The following is an 18,425-nucleotide window of genomic DNA, read 5'->3' as shown; positions in this document are numbered from 1 at the left end:
CGAACCGGGCCGCACTGCGCTGCGGCCCCGCCCGGTCAGTCGGCGGCGGAGGCGGGCACGGGGACGACCGGGGGGGTCCCTCCGGGCTCGCACTCATGGGGATGAGGCCGCGGCTCGCGAAGTTCCGCGATGGCGGTCTCGAAGTCTTCAAGGGTGTCGAAAGCTTTGTACACGGACGCGAACCGCAGGTACGCGACCAGGTCGAGCTCCTGCAACGGGCCGAGTATGGCCAGCCCCACGTCGTGGGTGGTCAGCTCGGCGCTCCCGGTGGCGCGCACCGCCTCTTCGACCCGCTGGCCGAGCTTGGCGAGGGCGTCCTCGGTGACCGGCCGCCCCTGGCACGCCTTGCGGACGCCAGAGATGACCTTGGTGCGGCTGAAGGGTTCGGTGACCCCGCTTCGCTTGATCACCATCAGCGAGGCCGTCTCCACCGTCGTGAAGCGACGGGAGCAGTCGGGGCACTGGCGGCGTCGGCGGATCGACGTTCCGTCGTCGGTGGTGCGGCTGTCGACGACGCGGCTGTCGGGGTGCCTGCAGAAGGGGCAGTGCATGGTTCCCTCACCCTCCTCTTGGCACGACTGAATCACCCCACGGAGCCCCTCGGAGACAGAGAGCGAGTCTCTGCCGGGGGCTCGTGAAGCAGCCACAAGCATATGCGATCCCCGAGGTTCGAGCAGACCGTGGACCACAACTTGTGGGTTGCGACGCTCATCCAACCACTAGATCTTGCGTTGGGGAGGATTTGCGTCCCTACGCGTGTCGCGGGGCTCGATGGCCGGATTTCACGGGTTTCGGTGCCACACTGGGCACGGACCCGGGGGGTGGCGATCCAACCGGGAAGGGTACCGTAAGCAGCGGACGCGGTTCCGAATCCGCGTTCGGACGACGGGTCCGTCACACGCCCCGGGATCGCCGTTCCGGCCGGCCATCCGCACCGGCAGGCCATACACCCACCGCTCTAACCCAGGTGGGCGATCCCCGATTTTTCACTCGAACGTGTGTTTGGCGCAACCTTTCGAAAGCAACTACCGTTGTCCAGCTAGGGAGAACATTTCGAGAGGGGCCGACGTGACCACCACCGCAGACAGTGCCACCATCACTGCCCAGAACCGCTCCCAGAGCCGACTTGAGCCGGTACATGCCATGAGTGACGCAAGCCAGAACCCGGAGGCGGAGGCCGCCGTACGCCCCGCACGCTCGCTGCCAGGGCGACCTCCAGGCATCCGCGCCGACAGCTCCGGGCTCACGGACCGGCAGCGAAGGGTCATCGAGGTCATCCGGGACTCCGTGCAGCGCCGCGGCTACCCGCCGTCGATGCGTGAGATCGGCCAGGCCGTCGGCCTCTCCAGCACGTCCTCCGTCGCGCACCAGCTGATGGCCCTGGAGCGCAAGGGCTTCCTGCGCCGCGACCCGCACCGCCCCCGCGCCTACGAGGTCCGCGGCTCGGACCAGCCCAGCTCGCAGCCCACGGACACCACCGGCAAGCCCGCCGCCTCCTACGTTCCCCTGGTCGGCCGGATCGCGGCCGGCGGCCCGATCCTCGCCGAGGAGTCGGTCGAGGACGTGTTCCCCCTCCCCCGCCAGCTCGTCGGCGACGGCGAACTCTTCGTTCTCAAGGTCGTCGGCGACTCGATGATCGAGGCCGCCATCTGCGACGGCGACTGGGTGACCGTCCGCCGTCAGCCGGTCGCGGAGAACGGCGACATCGTCGCCGCGATGCTCGACGGCGAGGCCACGGTCAAGCGGTTCAAGCGGGAGGACGGCCATGTCTGGCTGCTCCCGCACAACGCCGCCTACCAGCCGATCCCCGGCGACGAGGCGACCATCCTCGGCAAGGTGGTCGCGGTACTGCGCCGCGTCTGACCCCTCGCCCCCCAGCCAGCTCCGGGACCCTCTGCGCCGGTCCCGGAGCTGTTGTATGCGCGCGCGCGATGCGGGCCCCCCGGGCGGGAGGCGCGGGCGCGGCCCTACTTGCCGTCGGCCTGCGCGCTCGCGTCGATCGCGGCCAGCGAGCGGCGGACCTGGTTGCGGTCCGTGGTGTACCAGAAGTCCGGCAGCGAGGCCCGCAGGAAGCTCCCGTACCGGGCCGTCGCCAGACGGGGGTCGAGGACCGCGACGACGCCCCGGTCCCCGGAGGCCCGTACGAGCCGGCCGGCGCCCTGGGCCATCAGCAGGGCGGCATGGGTGGCGGCGACCGCCATGAAGCCGTTGCCGCCGTTCTCCTCGACGGACTTCTGGCGCGCGCTCATCAGCGGGTCGTCGGGCCGCGGGAACGGGATCCGGTCCATGATCACCAGCTGGCAGCTGGGGCCGGGCACGTCCACGCCCTGCCAGAGGGAGAGCGTCCCGAACAGACAGGTGCGCGGATCGGCGGCGAAGGACTTGATCAGCTCGCCCAGCGTCTCCTCGCCCTGGAGCAGGATCGGGTTGTCGATCCGACCCCGCAGTTCCTCCGCGGCCGCCTTGGCGCCGCGCATCGAGGAAAAAAGGCCGAGGGTGCGGCCGCCCGCCGCCTCGATGAGCTCCGCCAGCTCGTCCATCATGTCGCCGCGGGTGCCCTCCCGGCCGGGGGTGGCCAGGTGCTTGGCGACGTAGAGGATGCCCTGCTTGGGGTAGTCGAACGGGGAGCCGACGTCCAGACCGCTCCAGACCGGTACGCCGTCCCCCTCGACCCCCTCCGGAGAGAGGCCGAGCGAGGCCGCGACCCCGTTGAAGTCCCCGCCGAGCTTGAGGGTGGCGGAGGTGAGGACCACCGAGCGGTCCTCGAACAGCTTCTCGCGCAGCAGCCCCGACACCGACAGCGGCGCGACCCGGAGGGTGGCGCCGAAGCGGTCGTGGCGCTCGTACCAGACGACGTCGTACTCGGAGCCGAGCATGATCCGCTCGGCCACGGTGTGGACGTTCTCCACCGCGGCCAGGGCCTGCTTGCGGACGGCGTCCTCGTCGTGCACGGACTTGTCGCGGGTGGCGCCGATCGCGGAGATCACGTTGCGCGCGGAGTCGCGCAGGGCGGCAAGCGCGTAGCCGAGGTCCTCGGGGATCTGCTCCAGGCGGCCGGGAAGCGCCAGCTCCATCACCCGCTCGAAGGTCTCCGAGGCCGTCTGCAGGGAGTCGGCGGTCTTCTCGTCGACCAGCTTGGCGGCACGCTTCACGGCCCGGTTGACCTGGCCCGGTGTGAGCTCGCCGGTGGCGACGCCGGTGACGCGCGACACCAGCTCGTGGGCCTCGTCCACGATCAGCACCTCGTGCTGCGGCAGGACGGGGGCGCCCTCGATGGCGTCGATCGCGAGCAGCGCGTGGTTGGTGACGACCACGTCCGCGAGCTTGGCCCGCTCACGGGCCGCCTCCGCGAAGCACTCGGCGCCGTAGGCACACTTCGTGGCGCCCAGGCATTCGCGGGAGGAGACCGAGACCTGGCCCCAGGCCTTGTCGGAGACGCCGGGGGTCAGGTCGTCGCGGTCCCCGGTCTCGGTCTCGTCCGCCCAGTCCCGCAGGCGCAGCAGGTCCTTGCCGAGCTTGCTGGTGGGCGCGGCCGCCTCGAACTGGTCGAAGAGGCCCTCCTCCTCGTCCTGCGGGGCCCCCTCGTGCAACCGGTGCAGGCACAGGTAGTTCGACCGGCCCTTGAGCATGGCGAACTGCGGCCGCCGGCGCAGCTGCGGGTGCAGCGCCTCGACCGTGCGCGGCAGGTCGCGCTCGACGAGCTGGCGCTGGAGCGCCAGGGTCGCCGTGGCCACGACGACGCGCTCGCCGTGCGCGAGGGCCGGCACCAGGTAGCCGAGGGACTTGCCGGTGCCGGTGCCGGCCTGGATCAGCCGATGGGAGTTGTCGTCGATCGCTTCGGCGACGGCTTCGGCCATGGCCACCTGGCCGGGGCGCTCCGAGCCGCCGACGGCGGTGACGGCGGCGTGCAGCAGGTCGGGGAGGGAGGGCTTCGTCATAGCAGGACCAACCCTACGGGGCGCCGCCGACAGTGGCGTACCGATCCGGCCTCACGGACGGTGCAGGGGGTTGGGCACGGTGCCGTGGATGACGGCGTGGGGGCGGTCCGGGCGGTCGCGGTAGCCGTCCTCGTGGAGCCGGTTGCGGTTGAGGCAGATCCGGTCGATCCGCTCCGTGAGCAGGTCGAAGAGCTCGAAGCGGTCCTTCAGGTCGGGGAAGCGCGCCTGGTGGCGCAGGATCTCCGCCCGTACGAGGGACCAGAAGTCGTCCTCGGGGACGCCGAGGCGGTCCTCGCAGAGGGGGGCGAGGTAGCGGAAGACACCGATGAACAGGCCGGAGTGGATGAACTGGGTGAGGAAGGCGGGCGGCTCGGCGAGCAGGACCGCCCGTACCTCGTCGGGCAGGGACCGCTGCTCGGGCAGCGGGGTCCGGCTGATGTTGACGTCGTCCACGAAGTCCTTGATCGCGAGACGGACGGGCACGTCCTGCTCGTCGAAGATCACGACGGCGTTCTCCCCGTGGGGGGAGAACACGGTGCCGTAGCGGTAGAGGAAGTGGAGCAGCGGGGGCAGCAGGGCGGCGAAGAGCCGCTGGAGCCAGGCGGTGGGCGACAGGCCGGAGCGGGCGACGAGCTCGGCGGTGAAGGCACGGCCGCGCGGGTCGGTGTGGAGGAGGGAGGCCAGGGTGCGGGCGCGCTCGCCGGGGGCGAGGTGGCGGGTCAGGGGTTCGCGCCAGATGGCTCCGAGGAGTTCCTTGTACTGGTAGGGGACCTCGGAGAGCCGGTCGTAGACGGGGTGGCGGACGGTGACGGAGGCGACCTCCCCGAGCAGGATGACCCCGCATTCGTCGCGGAGGAAGGGGTCGGCGTCGCGCAGGGAGTGGATCCAGGCGGTCACGGCCGGGGCGGCCAGGGTGAGATCGCCGGGCAGGCCCCGCCAGACCATGGTATTGAAGACGGACAGCGGGAGTTTGACGCTGTGGCGGTCGGGGCGGGTGAGGTTGAGGAAGGTGCGGACGGACTGCTGCGGAAGCCGTTCGTCGGGGTCGGCGGGGAGCGGGACCAGGGCGCCGGAGGCGAGAGCGGGGGCGAAGAGGGGGAGGACGACCTCGTCCCACTGCCAGGGGTGGACCGGCAGGTAGAGGTAGCGGAGGGGGTCCAGGCCCCGGTCGCGGAGGGCCTGGTCGAAGGCGGCCCGGGTGACGGGGTCCAGTTCGGCCGTGTAGAGGCGCGCGGGGTCCTCCAGGCCGGCGCCGCCGCGGTACTCGGCGAGGGAGGTGTGCGCGGCGAGCCAGGGCAGGCGCTGGGGGGTGCGGGCTTCGGGGGCCCAGGCGGCGGCGTCCGCGGCGGACCATCCGAGGCGGCCCTTGTTGGGGACGAGCCAGGGGTGGCCCGTCTGGTGCCCTTCGAGGGCGGCGTGGTCCAGGTCGGCGAGGACGTCGGCGGTGAGGGCGTGGTGGTCGAGGCGGGCGTCGGCGGCGAGGGTGGCGCTGAGCTCGCGGACCAGGTGGCCGAGGGTGGGGCCGTCGAGGCCGAGGAGGGTGCGGGCGCGGACGAGGAAGCCGAACGGGTCCCCGAAGGCGGTCGGGGGCCCGGTCTCGGGGGGCGGCGGGGTGAGGGTGATGGTGTCCGGGGCGACCTGCCAGCTGCCGTAGGCGCGGCGGCGGGCGCGGAAGCCGAGGCTGCTGCCGTCGTCGAGGGTCAGGGTCCAGGCGTCGCCCGCGGCCGTCGGCGCGGGGACGGGGACGGGGACGGGGGTGACGATCTCCTCGTACGCGAACTCGGAGAGCATCTTGGCGAGCATTCGGCGGGCCGCGAAGTCCCAGGTCGGTTGGTTGATCTCGGGGGGTGTGCAGGGGTGTTGGGGCGACGGGGGGACGGGGGGCTCTGCGGAGTCGGGGGTGGCGGGGAAATGCGGCACGGGACTCCTCGTCGAGGATCGGGAACTCCTCGCCGGGGCGGGGAGTTTTCGAAGGGAGAGGCGTGAGGGACAGCCTGGGGACGGATCGGCGGTCGGCGGCGGCGATCAGAGGAGATTGCGCAGCGACCGCTCCCGGATCATCAGAGCGGCACGCTTCCCGGGGAGTTCGATTTCCGTGGCGTAGCGGAAACCGGCGGTGAGGAAGGCTGATACGGAGGGGGTGTTGCGGATGTCCGGTTCGGCGATGACCCGTGTGCAGCGGGGCCGGTTGTCGAAGATGAGCTCGGTGACGGCGCGCAGCAGCGTGGTCCCCAGGCCCCGGCCGCGGTTCGTGCCGTCTCCGATCAGCAGGTGGATACCCGTGTCGTGGGGGCGCGCCGGGTAGTGGCGGGAGACCGGGTCGAGGTCGGCCCGGTAGATCTCCCAGTAGCTCATCGGGATGCCGTCGAGCACGCCGAGGCAGGGGATGCTGCGGCCGTCTCCGTCGAGCTGGGCCCTCAGGTGGGCGGCGGTGACGGCGGAGGCACCGGCCAGCTCCCAGTAGGCGTCCACATCCGGGTCGTTCATCCAGCGGGTGAGGAGCGGGAGGTCCCGTCCCGGCCGTACCGGTTCGAGTCGGAAGGCTCCGGCCGGTGTGGGCAGGTCGCCCCAGCCGGCGGGTGAGTCGAGGAGGTCCGCCTCGGCGAGCAGGGGCAACAGGCCGACGGCGAAGCGGTGTTCTCCGGTGTCGTGGGGGTCGGTCCCGTGGTGGATCGCACCGCGGTGGGCGGGACCGGTGGCGGTGCTGGTGGTCGTCTCGGCTGGGGGCATCGGGCTCTTCTCCGTGTCGGTGGGAGCGCGTCAGTCGTGGAGGGGGTTGGCGATGGTGACGTAGACGGACTGCGTTTCGACGGGGCCCACGAGCTCGTCGAGGCCGCCCAGGCGGGTGAGCAGGTTCGCCTTGCAGCGGAGGGTGGGCGAGTCCAGCAGCTGCGCGGGGAGCGGGCCGAGGCCCGCGGCCTTGCCGAGGAAACGGCGGAAGGCGGCGAGGAGTACGCGCTCGTCGGCGAGCCGCTGGGAGCCGAAGGCCCCGATGAGGCCGAGCACGTTGTTGATGCCGAGGTAGTAGGCGAAGCGCTCGTCGGTGACGGCGTCGGGGACGAAGGTGTCGCTGGCGCGGCCGACGCCGGGGAGCCGGTGTTCCAGTTCGGCGCGCCGGGACGCGCGGAAGTAGTAGCCCTGGTTGTCGCGGAAGCGGCCGCCGACGGGCCAGCCGGCCTGGTCGAGGAGCACCAGGGTGTTCTGCTGGTGGGCTTCGAGGGCGATCCCGGCGAGCGCGTCGAAGGCGAGCACCGGCAGGACGACCTGGTCGAGGTAGCGCAGGAACCACTCGGTGGCGACGGCGGAGGTGGGGCGGCCGGTGGTGGCGGCGAGCCGGGAGACGGTGTCGGCGAGCCGGGAGCGCATCGTGGTCCGGCCGGGCCACGGGCGGGGGCTGGTGAGTGCGGCGACGCAGACGGCGTCGTCGTCGGAGCGGAAGGGGTTGTGGCGCAGCAGGGCGTCGAGGCCCGGGACGGGGGTGCCGTCCGGGGAGTCGACGGCGACCCAGGCGGGGTCGCGGACGATGTCGAACCCGGGGTGGGCGGTCTGCCATTGCTCGGCGAGGCCGGTGCGGAGCAGCCGGTGGACCTCGACGCCGCGGTGGAGTTCCTTGCGGAGGTTCTCGCGGCGGGAGTTGGTGATGCGCAGGCCGAGGGAGAGCTTGAGCATCGCGGGTGCGCCGGGGCGGTGGACGGTGCGGATGGAGGAGGTGGGGTACCAGGGGGCTCCGTACGGGCCCAGGTCGGTCAGGAGTCCCGCGTCGCGGAGGGCGGCGACGGCGGGCCGCTGGAGGAGGTCGCGGGCCTGCCAGGGGTGCAGGGGAAGGGGGGTGGTGCCGGCGGGCAGCGGGAGCCCGGGGGCGAGCCGGGTGAGGAGCTGGGCGGCGGTCACGGGGCGGCCGCGTTCCGTCCAGGCGGAGTCGGTGGCGACGGCGGTCGGCGCGACCGCGATCCAGTGGAGGGGGAAGGAGCCGTGGAGTTCGGGTGAGTAGCGGTGTGCTTCGGTCTCGGAGAGTCCTTCGCGGCTCTTGGGGTCCGGCTGGAGGGGGTGGCCGAGGAGGAGTGACTGTTCGGCGGTGAGGAAGAGGTCCCCGGCGATGGGGGCGGGGGCGGTGGGGCGGTGGCGCCGGTCGGCGATGAACTCGGCGGTGCGGCGTACCGAGTCGGCGACCCGGCCGACGAGGTCGGCGCCACGGCCGTTGCCCTCGCGGGCGATCAGGGCGGCCAGGGTGACGGCGTCCACTGCGGGGGCGTCGGCGGGGGCGCCTTCGAGGCGGGCCGGTGAGAAGCGGTGCCAGCCGGCCTCGGACCAGTGCCGGACGGGGACGAGAAGCGCGGCGGCGGATGCGGGGAGGGGGATGCGGAGCAGGGTTCCGGAGGGCCCGTCGGGGCGGCCGATGCCGTTCTCGCGGACCCAGCAGCGGAGCAGGTTCTCCACGGTGGCGGCTTCGGCGGCGGTGGCCGGGTCGGGGTGGTCCAGCAGATCGGGCAGCACCGCCGGCTCGGGGCCGAGGGGACCGGCCCCGCCCGCCCGGGGCCGCGGGGTGCCGGCCATCTGCCGGGGAACGGTCATGCCGTGGCCCGATCCGGCCCCGTCCGGGGGCGGCCCGGCGACCCCGGACGTCACGGCCGCACGCTCCGGGCCCGCCTGCGGAGTCACGACCGGCTGACCGGCCCCCGCCTCGCCCCAGGGCAGCACGGGCCCGGCCCCCTGGTCCGTGTGCGGAACCCCGGTGCTCTCCCCTGCCCCGACGCCACGCGGCCCCTCCGAACCCCTGGCCGGGGAGACGGGCCCGACTTCCGCGAGGCGGTCCACCGGCCGCCCGGGGGTGGACGGCCCGGCATGACCGGGAGCCGCGGGACCGGCCTCCGTCGGCCGGTCCGCCTGGGCCGGGGCCGTAGCCGCGGGGCCGGACCAGGCGCGTGCCGGGGCGGAGGGCCCGGCTGGTACGGCCTGATCCGCCGGGACCGCGATGGCGGGGCCGGCCTGCGGCGGTCGGTCCGGCTGGGTCGGGGTCGTGGGTGCGGGGCCGGATCGGGCGTGGGCCGGGGCGGAGGTCCCGGACGGGGTGGGCCGATCCGGTGGGGGTGGGGCGGTGCCGTCCGCCGGGGGGGCCGCCTGCGGGGGTGTGGGGTGGGGCGCGGCCTCGGGGGCGGGGTGTTCGGGATGGGGCATCGGCGGTCCTTGGTCAGTGGGCGGCGGCGGCCGCGACGGCGTCGGCGAGTCGGTCCAGGACGGCTGTGGCCTGCTCGTCGGTCAGGGTGAGCGGGGGCAGCAGGCGGACCACGGCGCCGTGGCGGCCGCCGAGTTCGACGATCAGGCCGCGGTCCAGGCAGGCCTGGCGGATGGCGGCGGCGAGGACGGGGGCCGCGGCTCCCGTGTCGGGGTCGACGATCTCGACTCCGAGCATCAGGCCCCGGCCCCGTACGTCCCCCACGCAGGGCTGGTCGTCCGCCAGCCCGCGTAGCGCCGCCAGCATCCGCCCGCCCAGCTCCGCCGCGCGCTCGGCGAGGCCGTTGCGGCGGACGTAGGCGAGGGTGGCGGTGCCGGCGGCCATCGCCAGCTGGTTGCCCCGGAACGTTCCGGCATGGGCGCCGGGCTCCCAGACGTCCAGCTCCGAGCGGTAGACGATCACGGCCAGCGGCAGGCTGCCGCCGATCGCCTTCGACAGGACCATCACGTCCGGGACCACCCCGGCGTGGTCGACGCCCCAGAAGGCCCCGGTGCGGCCCACCCCGGTCTGGACCTCGTCCGCGATCAGCGGGATGCCCCGGGCCTCGGTGATCTCCCGCATCCGGCGCAGCCAGTCGTCCGGAGCCGGGTGGACCCCGCCCTCGCCCTGGACGGGTTCCACGAGCATGCCCGCGGGGGACGGCACCCCGCCCTTGGGGTCGTCGAGCAGGCTCTCGGTCCACGCCGCCGACAGCCGCGCCCCCTCCGGGCCGCCGACCCCGAACGGGCAGCGGTGGTCCTGCGGATAGGGCAGCCGGGTCACCCGGACGTCGGTGGCGCCCCCCGAGGCGGACAGGGCTCCGGCCGTCATGCCGTGGTAGGCCCCGGCGAAGGCCAGGAGGCCCGAGCGGCCGGTGGCGAGCCGGACCAGCTTCAGCGCGGCCTCGACGGCGTCCGTTCCGGCCGGCCCGCAGAACTGGACGCGCGCGTCGGCGGCCAGCCCGGCCGGCAGGTTCGCGAAGAGCTCCGTGGTGAAGGCGTCCTTCACCGGCGTGGCGAGGTCGAGCACGTGGAGCGGAGCCCCCGAGTCGAGGACCGCGCGGATGGCCTCCAGCACGACGGGGTGGTTGTGCCCGAGGGCGAGGGTGCCGGCGCCGGAAAGGCAGTCGAGGTAGCGCCGCCCGTCGGCGCCCTCGATGGTCAGTCCGCGCGCCCGTACCGGGACGATCGGCAGGGAGCGCGCGTACGTCCGGGCCGCGGACTCCCTCAGGGCCTGCCTGCGCAGGATGCCTTCGGCCGCGGCCGGCCCCCGGCCGCCCTGGGGCGGGATGTGTGCCGCGGCTGCGGCCTGCTCGGTCAGGGACACGACTGTCGGACCTCCCGCACGGATTCCTCTTCCGGATGGCGCCTCGCACACGCACGCTGCTGCACCGTTCCCCCGTACGTACCAACGACGGCGACGGCGGCGGATCACGGGTCGGCCGAAGATCCTTGGATCCGGACGCTTCCTGAAGGAACTTCAGCGGACCTTCACGGCCCGCCGGCGGAGGCCGGAACCACCGACCCGGGGCCCGCCGTCTTCAACGGCGGCGGCATAGTGGGGTGCTGCGCAAGCGAACCGAAGCACTCCGGACGACACCGTCCCAACACCTCGAAGCACCTGGGGGATTTACGACATGCGACCGAACCGACCGGTCACCGCGGCCCTCTGCGCGGCCGCGCTCGCGCTGACCGCCGCGGCCTGCGGACCCGGCGACGGGGAGGCCGGCGGCGACGCCAAGCCGACCGTGGCAGCGCCCCTCCCGTCCGGCGGCGCCGCGGACGGCCCGATCAAGATCCCGCAAGAGCTCAAGGACAAGCTCAAGCAGCACGGCTTCGACCTGGAGAAGTGGAAGGGGGGCGCGTGGAAGAACTGGAACAAGCAGGACTGGCTCCGCGAGGCGGGCGACTACGTCAACCCCGTCATCGACGGCCTCTGGGACCCGGACCGGATGCGTGACGCGGAGCAGCCGCAGACCCCGGCCGTCGACCCCGACGCCGGCAAGGACCAGGGCGTCACCGACCCGACCCCGGCCGCGGTGACGGCCAAGGGCGTGGCCGCGCCGTACCACTCCACCGTCCCGGCCTCCGGCAAGGTCTTCTTCGACGGCCCCGAGGGCTCGATGGTGTGCTCGGCGACCGTCGTGAAGGACCCCGCCCACCCCGGCAAGTCCAACCTGGTCTGGACGGCGGGCCACTGCGTGCACGCGGGCAAGGCCGGCGGCTGGTACCGCAACATCGCCTTCGTCCCGTCCTACAACAATGCGGGCCGCCCGGCGGCCGAGCTCAAGGGCGCGCCGCGCGAGCAGGTGGCCCCGTACGGCGTGTGGTGGAGCGACTGGGCGCAGACGTCCGACCAGTGGATCGCGACCGGCGGTCCGACGGGCGGCGCGGGCGCGCCGTACGACTTCGCGGTGCTGCACGTGACCCCGGAGAAGGGCGGCAGCGGCAAGTCGCTGGAGGAGACGGTCGGTACGGCGCTCCCGGTGGAGTTCAACGCCCCGGCCGTCCCGAAGATCGCGGGCATGACGGCGACGGGCTACCCGGCGGCCGCTCCCTTCGACGGCCAGAAGGCCTTCCAGTGCACGGACAAGCCGGGCCGCCTGGCGCTGCACAAGGAGGACCCGGTGATGTACCGCATCGGCTGCACGATGACGGGCGGTTCCTCCGGCGGCGGCTGGATCGCGACGGGCGCCGACGGCAAGCCGGCGCTGGTCTCGAACACCTCGATCGGCCCGGCGAAGGCGGGCTGGCTGGCCGGCCCGAAGCTGGGGCCCGAGGCCAAGGGGATCTACGACGCGGTGAGCGCCAAGTTCAAGCGCTGAGCGCCCGCCCCCGGCGGGCGCGCGACGACTGAGGGCCCTCCGCGTGTGCGGAGGGCCCTCGGTCGTGTCGGGACGGCGTTACCGCTTGGCGGGAACGTACGGCGCCAGTTCCGCCGCGAGCTCCCGGTGGACCCGCGCCTTGAGCAGGGTGCCCTCCGGGGTGTGCTCCTCGGAGATCACCTCGCCCTCGGCGTGCGCCCGGGCGATCAGGCCGCCGCGGGTGTACGGCACCAGGGCCTCCACCTCGACGGCGGGCCGGGGCAGCTCGCTGTCGATGAGCGCGAGGAGTTCCTCGATGCCCTGGCCGGTGCGCGCCGAGACGGCGATGGAGTGCCGCTCGATGCGCAGCAGGCGCTGCAGGACGAGCGGGTCCGCGGCGTCGGCCTTGTTGATCACCACGATCTCGGGCACGTTCACCGCGCCGACCTCGCGGATGACCTCGCGGACCGCCGCCAGCTGCTCCTCGGGCGCCGGGTGCGAGCCGTCCACGATGTGCAGGATGAGGTCGGAGTCGCCGACCTCCTCCATCGTGGAGCGGAAGGCCTCGACGAGGTGGTGGGGCAGGTGCCGGACGAAGCCCACGGTGTCGGCCAGGGTGTAGACCCGGCCGGACGGGGTTTCGGCGCGGCGCACGGTCGGGTCGAGGGTGGCGAACAGGGCGTTCTCCACCAGGACGCCCGCGCCCGTGAGGCGGTTGAGCAGGGAGGACTTGCCGGCGTTGGTGTAGCCGGCGATGGCGACCGAGGGCACCTTGTTGCGGCGCCGTTCCTGCCGCTTGATGTCGCGGCCGGTCTTCATCTCGGCGATCTCCCGGCGCATCTTCGCCATCTTCTCGCGGATGCGGCGCCGGTCGGTCTCGATCTTGGTCTCACCGGGGCCTCGGGTGGCCATGCCGCCACCGCCGCCGCCACCCATCTGCCGGGACAGCGACTGACCCCAGCCGCGCAGACGCGGCAGCATGTACTGCATCTGCGCGAGGGCGACCTGCGCCTTGCCCTCTCGGGACTTGGCGTGCTGGGCGAAGATGTCCAGGATGAGGGCGGTCCGGTCGACGACCTTGACCTTGACGACGTCTTCCAGGGCGATGAGCTGGCCGGGGCTGAGCTCGCCGTCGCAGACGACGGTGTCGGCGCCGCTCTCCAGCACGATGTCGCGCAGCTCGCGGGCCTTGCCGGAACCGATGAAGGTGGCCGGGTCGGGCTTGTCGCGGCGCTGGATGACACCGTCGAGGACGAGGGCGCCCGCCGTCTCGGCGAGGGCCGCGAGCTCCGCGAGGGAGTTCTCGGCGTCACCCACCGTGCCGGAGGTCCAGACACCGACGAGGACCACGCGCTCCAGGCGGAGCTGGCGGTACTCGACCTCGGTGACGTCCTCGAGCTCGGTGGAGAGACCGGCCACGCGGCGCAGGGCCGCGCGCTCGGAGCGGTCGAACTGGTCGCCGTCCCGGTCTCCGTCGATCTCGTGGCTCCAGGCGACGTCCTCTTCCATCAGGGCATCGGCCCGAAGGCTCTCGGTGAAGCGCTGCGGTTCGTGCACGTCCTGCGCGTCCCGCGGGTCCTGGGAAGGGGATGAAGAGGAGGTCATTGGATCCTTACGTCGATTCGGTTGCGTGCGCGCCGGCTAGGGCCAAAGGTACCGCCGTGCGTGTCTGACTCTGTCACGTGCAACGTCGGACCCCGTCCGGAGATTCCCCGGACCGCGCCGTCGTCGGCCTCGTCGATGGTGACATGCCCGTTCCCGGGCCGTCATACCGTTTTTCCGTCCGCTTTCCGAGCGGGCGCGGGCTTCGGGGCCGCCTTCGGGGCCGCCTTCGGCTTCGCCGGGGCGCTCCAGTCGGGGTGCCCGGGCATGGGCGGGGTCTTCTCGCCGTACAGCCAGGGCCGCAGGAAGGCCGTGAGGTCGCGTCCGGCCTCCTGCGAGGCCAGGCGTACGAAGTCCTCGGTGCCGGCGGTGGCGTCCTTGTGCTCCGCCACCCACCGCCGCTCGACCCGGTCGAAGGCCTCGGTGCCGATCTCCTCCCGCAGGGCGTAGAGGATCAGCGCCGCCCCGTCGTAGACCACCGGCCGGAACAGGCCGATCTTCTGCCCGGGGGCCGCCGCCTTGGGGGCCGCCGGGGGGCCGCCCGCCGCCCGCCACTGGTCGGAGCGCTGGTAGGCCTCGCGCATGCGCCGGTCCAGGGAGTACTTGCCGAGCCCGTCCGCGTAGAGGGCCTCGTACCAGGTGGCGTGCCCCTCGTTGAGCCACAGGTCGGACCAGGTGCGCGGGGTGACGCTGTCGCCGAACCACTGGTGGGCGAGCTCGTGGACCATGACCGCCTCGACGTACCACTCGGGGTAGCCCGCGGCCTCCCCGGCGAACAGCCCGTTCTCGAAGAGGGAGAGGGTCTGCGTCTCCAGCTCGAAGCCGGTGCGGGCGCGGGCGATCAACACCCCGTAGTTCTCGAAGGGGTAGCGGCCGACCCGCTGCTCCATCCACTCGATGTGCCCGGCGGTCTTGCGCAGCCAGGGCTCCAGCCGCTCCCGGTCGGCGGCCGGCACCACGTCGCGCAGCGGGAGCCCGTGGGGTCCGGTGCGGTGCAGGACGGCGGAGCGGCCGATGGAGACCTGCGCGAGCTCGGTGGCCATCGGGTGCAGGGTCCGGTAGGTCCACTCGGTGGCGCCCGCCGCGCGGGCGGCCGGGAGGGCGCCGGGCAGGCCGTTGGCCACGGCCGTGTAGCCGTCGGGGACGGTGACCCGGAAGGTGAAGTACGCCTTGTCGGCGGGGTGGTCGTTGCAGGGGAAGACCCGGTGCCCGGCATCGGCCTGGTTGGCCATGGCCAGGCCGTCCTCGGTGGTGACCCAGCCGCCGTCGGACGAGCCGCGCGGGTCGCTGGTGTGCCGGACCGTGATCCGCAGCGGGGTGTTCGCGGCGACGGGGTGCGCGGGAGTCAGTACGAGGTCCTCCCCCGCGCTCTCGAACCGCGCGGGTTCGCCGTTGACCTGGGCGGAGGCCACCTTCCCGTGGGTGAAGTCCAGGTTGATCCGCTCCAGCGGGGCCAGGGCCCGGGCTTCGATGGCGGTCACCGCGTCGAGGGGGGTGCGGTTGTCCTTGTAGGTGAGGGAGAGGTCGTACGAGAGGACGTCGTACCCGGGGTTGCCGAGCTCGGGGAAGAGCCGGTCGCCGATGCCGAGCGGCTTCGGCGGGGGCAGCACGGCGGCGACGAGGGTGAGGGAGGCCGCGGCGAGCAGGGCGGCGCGCAGGCGCGGGGAGGAGAGCTGCATCCACCACCGCTTACCAGCGCCCGCGACGGGCCCGCGCGCGACGCGCGACGCATCCACCCGAACGAGACTCCCCCGGCCCCCGGCCCCCCGGCCCCCCGGCCCTCCCTCAGGCCCGGCCGACGTCGTACACGCCGGGCACGTCCCGCATCGCCCGCATCAGCCCGGGGAGCAGGGAGGCGTCGGGCAGCTGGAGGGTGTAACTGTGCCGGACCCGCTGTTCCACGGGCGGCTCGACGGTGGCGGACACCACCTCGACCCCCTGGCGGGCGATGGCCTCGGTCAGGTCGGCCAGCAGGTGGGGGCGGCCGAACGATTCGGCGAGCAGGGTGACCCGGCAGTCGGCGGTGGCCCGCCAGTGCACGGCGACGGAGGTGCGGCCCAGGGACCGCATCTGGGCGACGGCCGGGCAGTGCACCCGGTGGACGGTGACGGCCCCGCCCCGGACCACGAACCCGGCGACCGCGTCGGGCGGTACGGGGGTGCAGCAGCCGGCGAGGCGTACGTGGGCGTCGGGGAGGTCGGCGACGGCGTTGCCCCCGCCCCCGCGCAGCCCGGGCACCGACAGCGGGGCGCGGGGGGCGGCGGTGGCGGGTACGGCCCCGTCGGGGTGGGCCTGGAGCCAGCCGCTGATGGCGATCCGGGCGGCCGGGGTCCTGGCGTGCTCCAGCCAGTCGGCGGCGGGCCCGGAGGAGGCGTCCTGGGCGAGCAGCAGCTGGACGGTGTCCCCGTCGGAGAGCGGGGCGGAGAGGGAGGTGAGGCGCCCGTTGACGCGGGCGCCGATACAGCCGTGGGCCGCCTCGCCGTGCTGGGCGTAGGCGGCGTCGATACAGCTGGCCCCGGCGGGCAGGGCGAGGGTGCCGCCGTCGGCGCGGTAGACGGTGATCTCGCGGTCCTGGGCGAGTTCGGCGCGCAGGCCGGTCCAGAAGGTGTCGGGGTCGGGCGCGGACTGCTGCCAGTCGAGGAGCCGGGAGAGCCAGCCGGGCCGGGTGGGGTCGACGCCCTCGCAGTCGGCGCCCTCGCCGGTGGCGTACGGGTTGCCGAGGGCGACCACTCCGGCCTCGGCGACGCGGTGCATCTGCCGGGTGCGGACGATGACTTCGGCGACGTAGCCCTCGGGGACGGCGACGGCGGTGTGCAGGGACTGGTAGAGGTTGAACTTGGGGACGGCGATGAAGTCCTTGAACTCCGAGATGACCGGGGTGAAGCAGGTGTGGAGTTCGCCGAGGACGGCGTAGCAGTCGGCGTTCTCGCCGACGAGGACGAGGATGCGTCCGAAGTCCGGGCCGCGCAGCTCGCCGCGGGTGCGGGAGATGCGGTGGACGGAGACGAAGTGCCGGGGGCGGACGAGCACCTCGGCGGCGATGCCGGCCTCGCGCAGGACGGTGCGCACGGACTCGGCGATGGCCAGGAGCGGGTCGTCCGCCCCGGCGTGGGAGGCGATGAGCGCGCGGGTGCGCTCGTACTCCTCGGGGTGCAGGATCGCGAAGACGAGGTCTTCCAGCTCGGTCTTGAGGGCCTGGACGCCGAGGCGTTCGGCGAGCGGGATGAGGACGTCGCGGGTGACCTTGGCGATGCGGGCCTGTTTCTCGGGGCGCATCACGCCGAGGGTGCGCATGTTGTGCAGCCGGTCGGCGAGTTTGATGGACATGACGCGGACGTCGTTGCCGGTGGCGACGAGCATCTTGCGGAAGGTCTCGGGTTCGGCGGCGGCGCCGTAGTCGATCTTCTCGACCTTGGTGACCCCGTCGACGATGAAGGCCACCTCGTCGCCGAACTCGGCGCGGACCTGATCGAGGGTCACCTCGGTGTCCTCGACGGTGTCGTGCAGCAGGGACGCCGTCAGGGTGGTGGTCTCGGCGCCGAGTTCGGCCAGGATGAGGGTGACGGCGAGCGGGTGTGTGATGTACGGCTCACCGCTCTTGCGCATCTGGCCGCGGTGCGAGGACTCCGCGAGGAGGTACGCACGGCGCAGGACGGACAGGTCGGCGTCCGGGTGGTGGGCGCGGTGCGCTTCTGCTACGTGTCCGATGGCGTCCGGGAGGCGGTCCCGGGACGCGGGCCCGAGCAGGGCGGCTCGGCCCAGGCGGCGCAGGTCGAGCCGCGTCCGGCCACGTCTGCGCAGCTCAGGACGCACTTCTGCGTGTGCTTCGGGGTTCGTGGCCTCTGCACTCATGGGCACCTCCGGCGGCTTCGACCGGCGGTGGTGGGCATGGGGTGAGCCCTCAGGGCCGGTGCCTGATATTACCGACCCCACCACGTGGCGCAGTCCGCCTCTCGCTCAGCGTGAAACGGATCACCCATGAGAGGGAATCTTCAGGCGAAGGCCGTTTCGGTGAGCCAGTCCGCGTCGAACTCGCCGGAGGCCACGATGACGGCCGGTCCGGTCATGTCGATGCGACCGTCGGGGTGTTCGGTGATGACGAGGGTACCGCCGGGCAGGTCGACCGTGTACGAGACGGGCTCACCGGTGACGGCGGGGTCGGCGCCGTCGCGCCGGATGGCGGCCACGGCGACGGCGCAGGCGCCGGTGCCGCAGGAGCGGGTCTCGCCGGAGCCGCGCTCGTGGACGCGCATGGCGACGTGCCGCGGACCGCGGTCGACGACGAACTCGACGTTGACCCCGGTGGGGTAGGCGGAGGCCGGGCTGAACGGCGGGGGGCTGTACAGGTCGCCGGCGTGGTCGAGGCTCTCGACGAACGCGACGGCGTGCGGGTTGCCCATGTTCACGTTCCGCGCGGGCCAGGAGCGCTCGCCGACGGAGACGGTGACCTCGCCCTCGGGGAGCCGGGCGTGGCCCATGGAGACGGTGACGTCGCCGGTCTTGGCGAGGTGGACCTGCTTGACGCCGCCGCGGGTGGCGACCGCGAAGTCGCCGGGCTCGACGTGTCCGGCGTGGTGGAGGTAGCGGGCGAAGACGCGCACGCCGTTGCCGCACATCTCGGCGACGGAGCCGTCGCTGTTGCGGTAGTCCATGAACCACTCGGCCTCGTCGGCCAGGTGCGCGGCCTCGGGGTGGGCGGCGGAGCGCACCACGTGCAGCACACCGTCCGCGCCGATGCCGGCCCGGCGGTCGCACAGGGCGGCGACGGCGGCGGGCGGCAGGTCGACGGCGTTGTCCGGGTCGGGGACGATCACGAAGTCGTTCTCGGTCCCGTGGCCCTTGAGGAAGGGGAGGGTGGTGTGCGTCACGA

General features: G+C 73.4%; 12 protein-coding genes. 2 read left to right on the top strand and 10 right to left on the bottom strand.

Features of this window, described 5'->3' with window-relative positions; genetic code table 11:
* Positions 1 to 35: 35 nt before the first annotated feature.
* Positions 36 to 551 carry a transcriptional regulator NrdR gene (gene nrdR, locus ACZ5NJ_RS19440; protein ID WP_079431988.1) on the bottom strand — a complete coding sequence of 172 codons (516 nt, stop codon included), beginning with the start codon at positions 549 to 551 and terminating at the stop codon, positions 36 to 38.
* A gap of 517 nt (positions 552 to 1,068) precedes the next feature.
* On the opposite strand from nrdR, the gene lexA reads away from it, so the two are divergent.
* Entirely contained in the window at positions 1,069 to 1,863 is a 795-nt protein-coding gene (gene lexA, locus ACZ5NJ_RS19435) for a transcriptional repressor LexA (RefSeq protein WP_365157738.1), read from the top strand.
* Positions 1,864 to 1,967: 104 nt separating this feature from the next.
* Here the strand turns inward: lexA and ACZ5NJ_RS19430 are convergent, their stop codons facing one another.
* The 5 genes from ACZ5NJ_RS19430 to ACZ5NJ_RS19410 form a co-directional block, all read right to left on the bottom strand.
* Positions 1,968 to 3,938, bottom strand: coding sequence for an ATP-dependent DNA helicase (locus ACZ5NJ_RS19430; RefSeq protein ID WP_468766257.1), 1,971 nt, complete (start codon positions 3,936 to 3,938; stop codon positions 1,968 to 1,970).
* A 51-nt stretch (positions 3,939 to 3,989) separates the two neighbouring features.
* Positions 3,990 to 5,858, bottom strand: a complete 1,869-nt coding sequence (locus tag ACZ5NJ_RS19425) for an IucA/IucC family protein (RefSeq protein ID WP_468766256.1) — start codon at positions 5,856 to 5,858, stop codon at positions 3,990 to 3,992.
* Positions 5,859 to 5,963: 105 nt separating this feature from the next.
* Positions 5,964 to 6,668 carry a GNAT family N-acetyltransferase gene (locus tag ACZ5NJ_RS19420; protein ID WP_468766255.1) on the bottom strand — a complete coding sequence of 235 codons (705 nt, stop codon included), beginning with the start codon at positions 6,666 to 6,668 and terminating at the stop codon, positions 5,964 to 5,966.
* Between the two features lie 30 nt (positions 6,669 to 6,698).
* A complete protein-coding gene (locus tag ACZ5NJ_RS19415) occupies positions 6,699 to 8,597 on the bottom strand; it encodes an IucA/IucC family protein (protein ID WP_468766375.1) in 1,899 nt (632 codons plus the stop codon).
* A 529-nt stretch (positions 8,598 to 9,126) separates the two neighbouring features.
* The gene (locus tag ACZ5NJ_RS19410) at positions 9,127 to 10,476 is read right to left on the bottom strand and encodes a diaminobutyrate--2-oxoglutarate transaminase family protein (RefSeq protein ID WP_468766254.1); all 1,350 of its coding nucleotides are present in this window, start codon (positions 10,474 to 10,476) and stop codon (positions 9,127 to 9,129) included.
* 310 nt (positions 10,477 to 10,786) lie between these two features.
* Between ACZ5NJ_RS19410 and ACZ5NJ_RS19405 the strand changes: the two genes are divergently transcribed.
* Positions 10,787 to 11,974: a trypsin-like serine peptidase gene (locus tag ACZ5NJ_RS19405; protein ID WP_468766253.1), complete on the top strand. Its 1,188-nt coding sequence runs from the start codon at positions 10,787 to 10,789 to the stop codon at positions 11,972 to 11,974.
* 78 nt (positions 11,975 to 12,052) lie between these two features.
* On the opposite strand, the gene hflX is transcribed toward ACZ5NJ_RS19405, so the two are convergent.
* The 4 genes from hflX to dapF form a co-directional block, all read right to left on the bottom strand.
* Complete coding sequence (gene hflX, locus ACZ5NJ_RS19400) at positions 12,053 to 13,558, bottom strand: GTPase HflX (RefSeq protein WP_468766252.1); 1,506 nt, start codon at positions 13,556 to 13,558, stop codon at positions 12,053 to 12,055.
* Between the two features lie 161 nt (positions 13,559 to 13,719).
* The gene (locus tag ACZ5NJ_RS19395) at positions 13,720 to 15,234 is read right to left on the bottom strand and encodes a M1 family metallopeptidase (RefSeq protein WP_468766251.1); all 1,515 of its coding nucleotides are present in this window, start codon (positions 15,232 to 15,234) and stop codon (positions 13,720 to 13,722) included.
* Between the two features lie 106 nt (positions 15,235 to 15,340).
* Positions 15,341 to 17,407, bottom strand: coding sequence for a RelA/SpoT family protein (locus tag ACZ5NJ_RS19390; protein WP_468766250.1), 2,067 nt, complete (start codon positions 17,405 to 17,407; stop codon positions 15,341 to 15,343).
* Positions 17,408 to 17,547: 140 nt separating this feature from the next.
* Complete coding sequence (gene dapF / locus ACZ5NJ_RS19385; RefSeq protein WP_468766249.1) at positions 17,548 to 18,423, bottom strand: diaminopimelate epimerase; 876 nt, start codon at positions 18,421 to 18,423, stop codon at positions 17,548 to 17,550.
* Positions 18,424 to 18,425 lie beyond the last annotated feature (2 nt).

The sequence above is a fragment of the Streptomyces sp. NPDC032091 genome, from assembly GCF_055580265.1.
This window is presented reverse-complemented; position numbering and strand designations above follow the sequence as displayed.

Excerpts from the sequence above, each read along its gene's own strand:
- nrdR (WP_079431988.1), bottom strand. The coding sequence starts at position 551 with ATGCACTGCCCCTTCTGCAGGCACCCCGACAGCCGCGTCGTCGACAGC.
- ACZ5NJ_RS19430 (WP_468766257.1), bottom strand. The coding sequence starts at position 3,938 with ATGACGAAGCCCTCCCTCCCCGACCTGCTGCACGCCGCCGTCACCGCC.
- ACZ5NJ_RS19420 (WP_468766255.1), bottom strand. The coding sequence starts at position 6,668 with ATGCCCCCAGCCGAGACGACCACCAGCACCGCCACCGGTCCCGCCCAC.
- ACZ5NJ_RS19405 (WP_468766253.1), top strand. The coding sequence starts at position 10,787 with ATGCGACCGAACCGACCGGTCACCGCGGCCCTCTGCGCGGCCGCGCTC.
- hflX (WP_468766252.1), bottom strand. The coding sequence starts at position 13,558 with ATGACCTCCTCTTCATCCCCTTCCCAGGACCCGCGGGACGCGCAGGAC.
- ACZ5NJ_RS19395 (WP_468766251.1), bottom strand. The coding sequence starts at position 15,234 with ATGCAGCTCTCCTCCCCGCGCCTGCGCGCCGCCCTGCTCGCCGCGGCC.
- ACZ5NJ_RS19390 (WP_468766250.1), bottom strand. The coding sequence starts at position 17,407 with ATGAGTGCAGAGGCCACGAACCCCGAAGCACACGCAGAAGTGCGTCCT.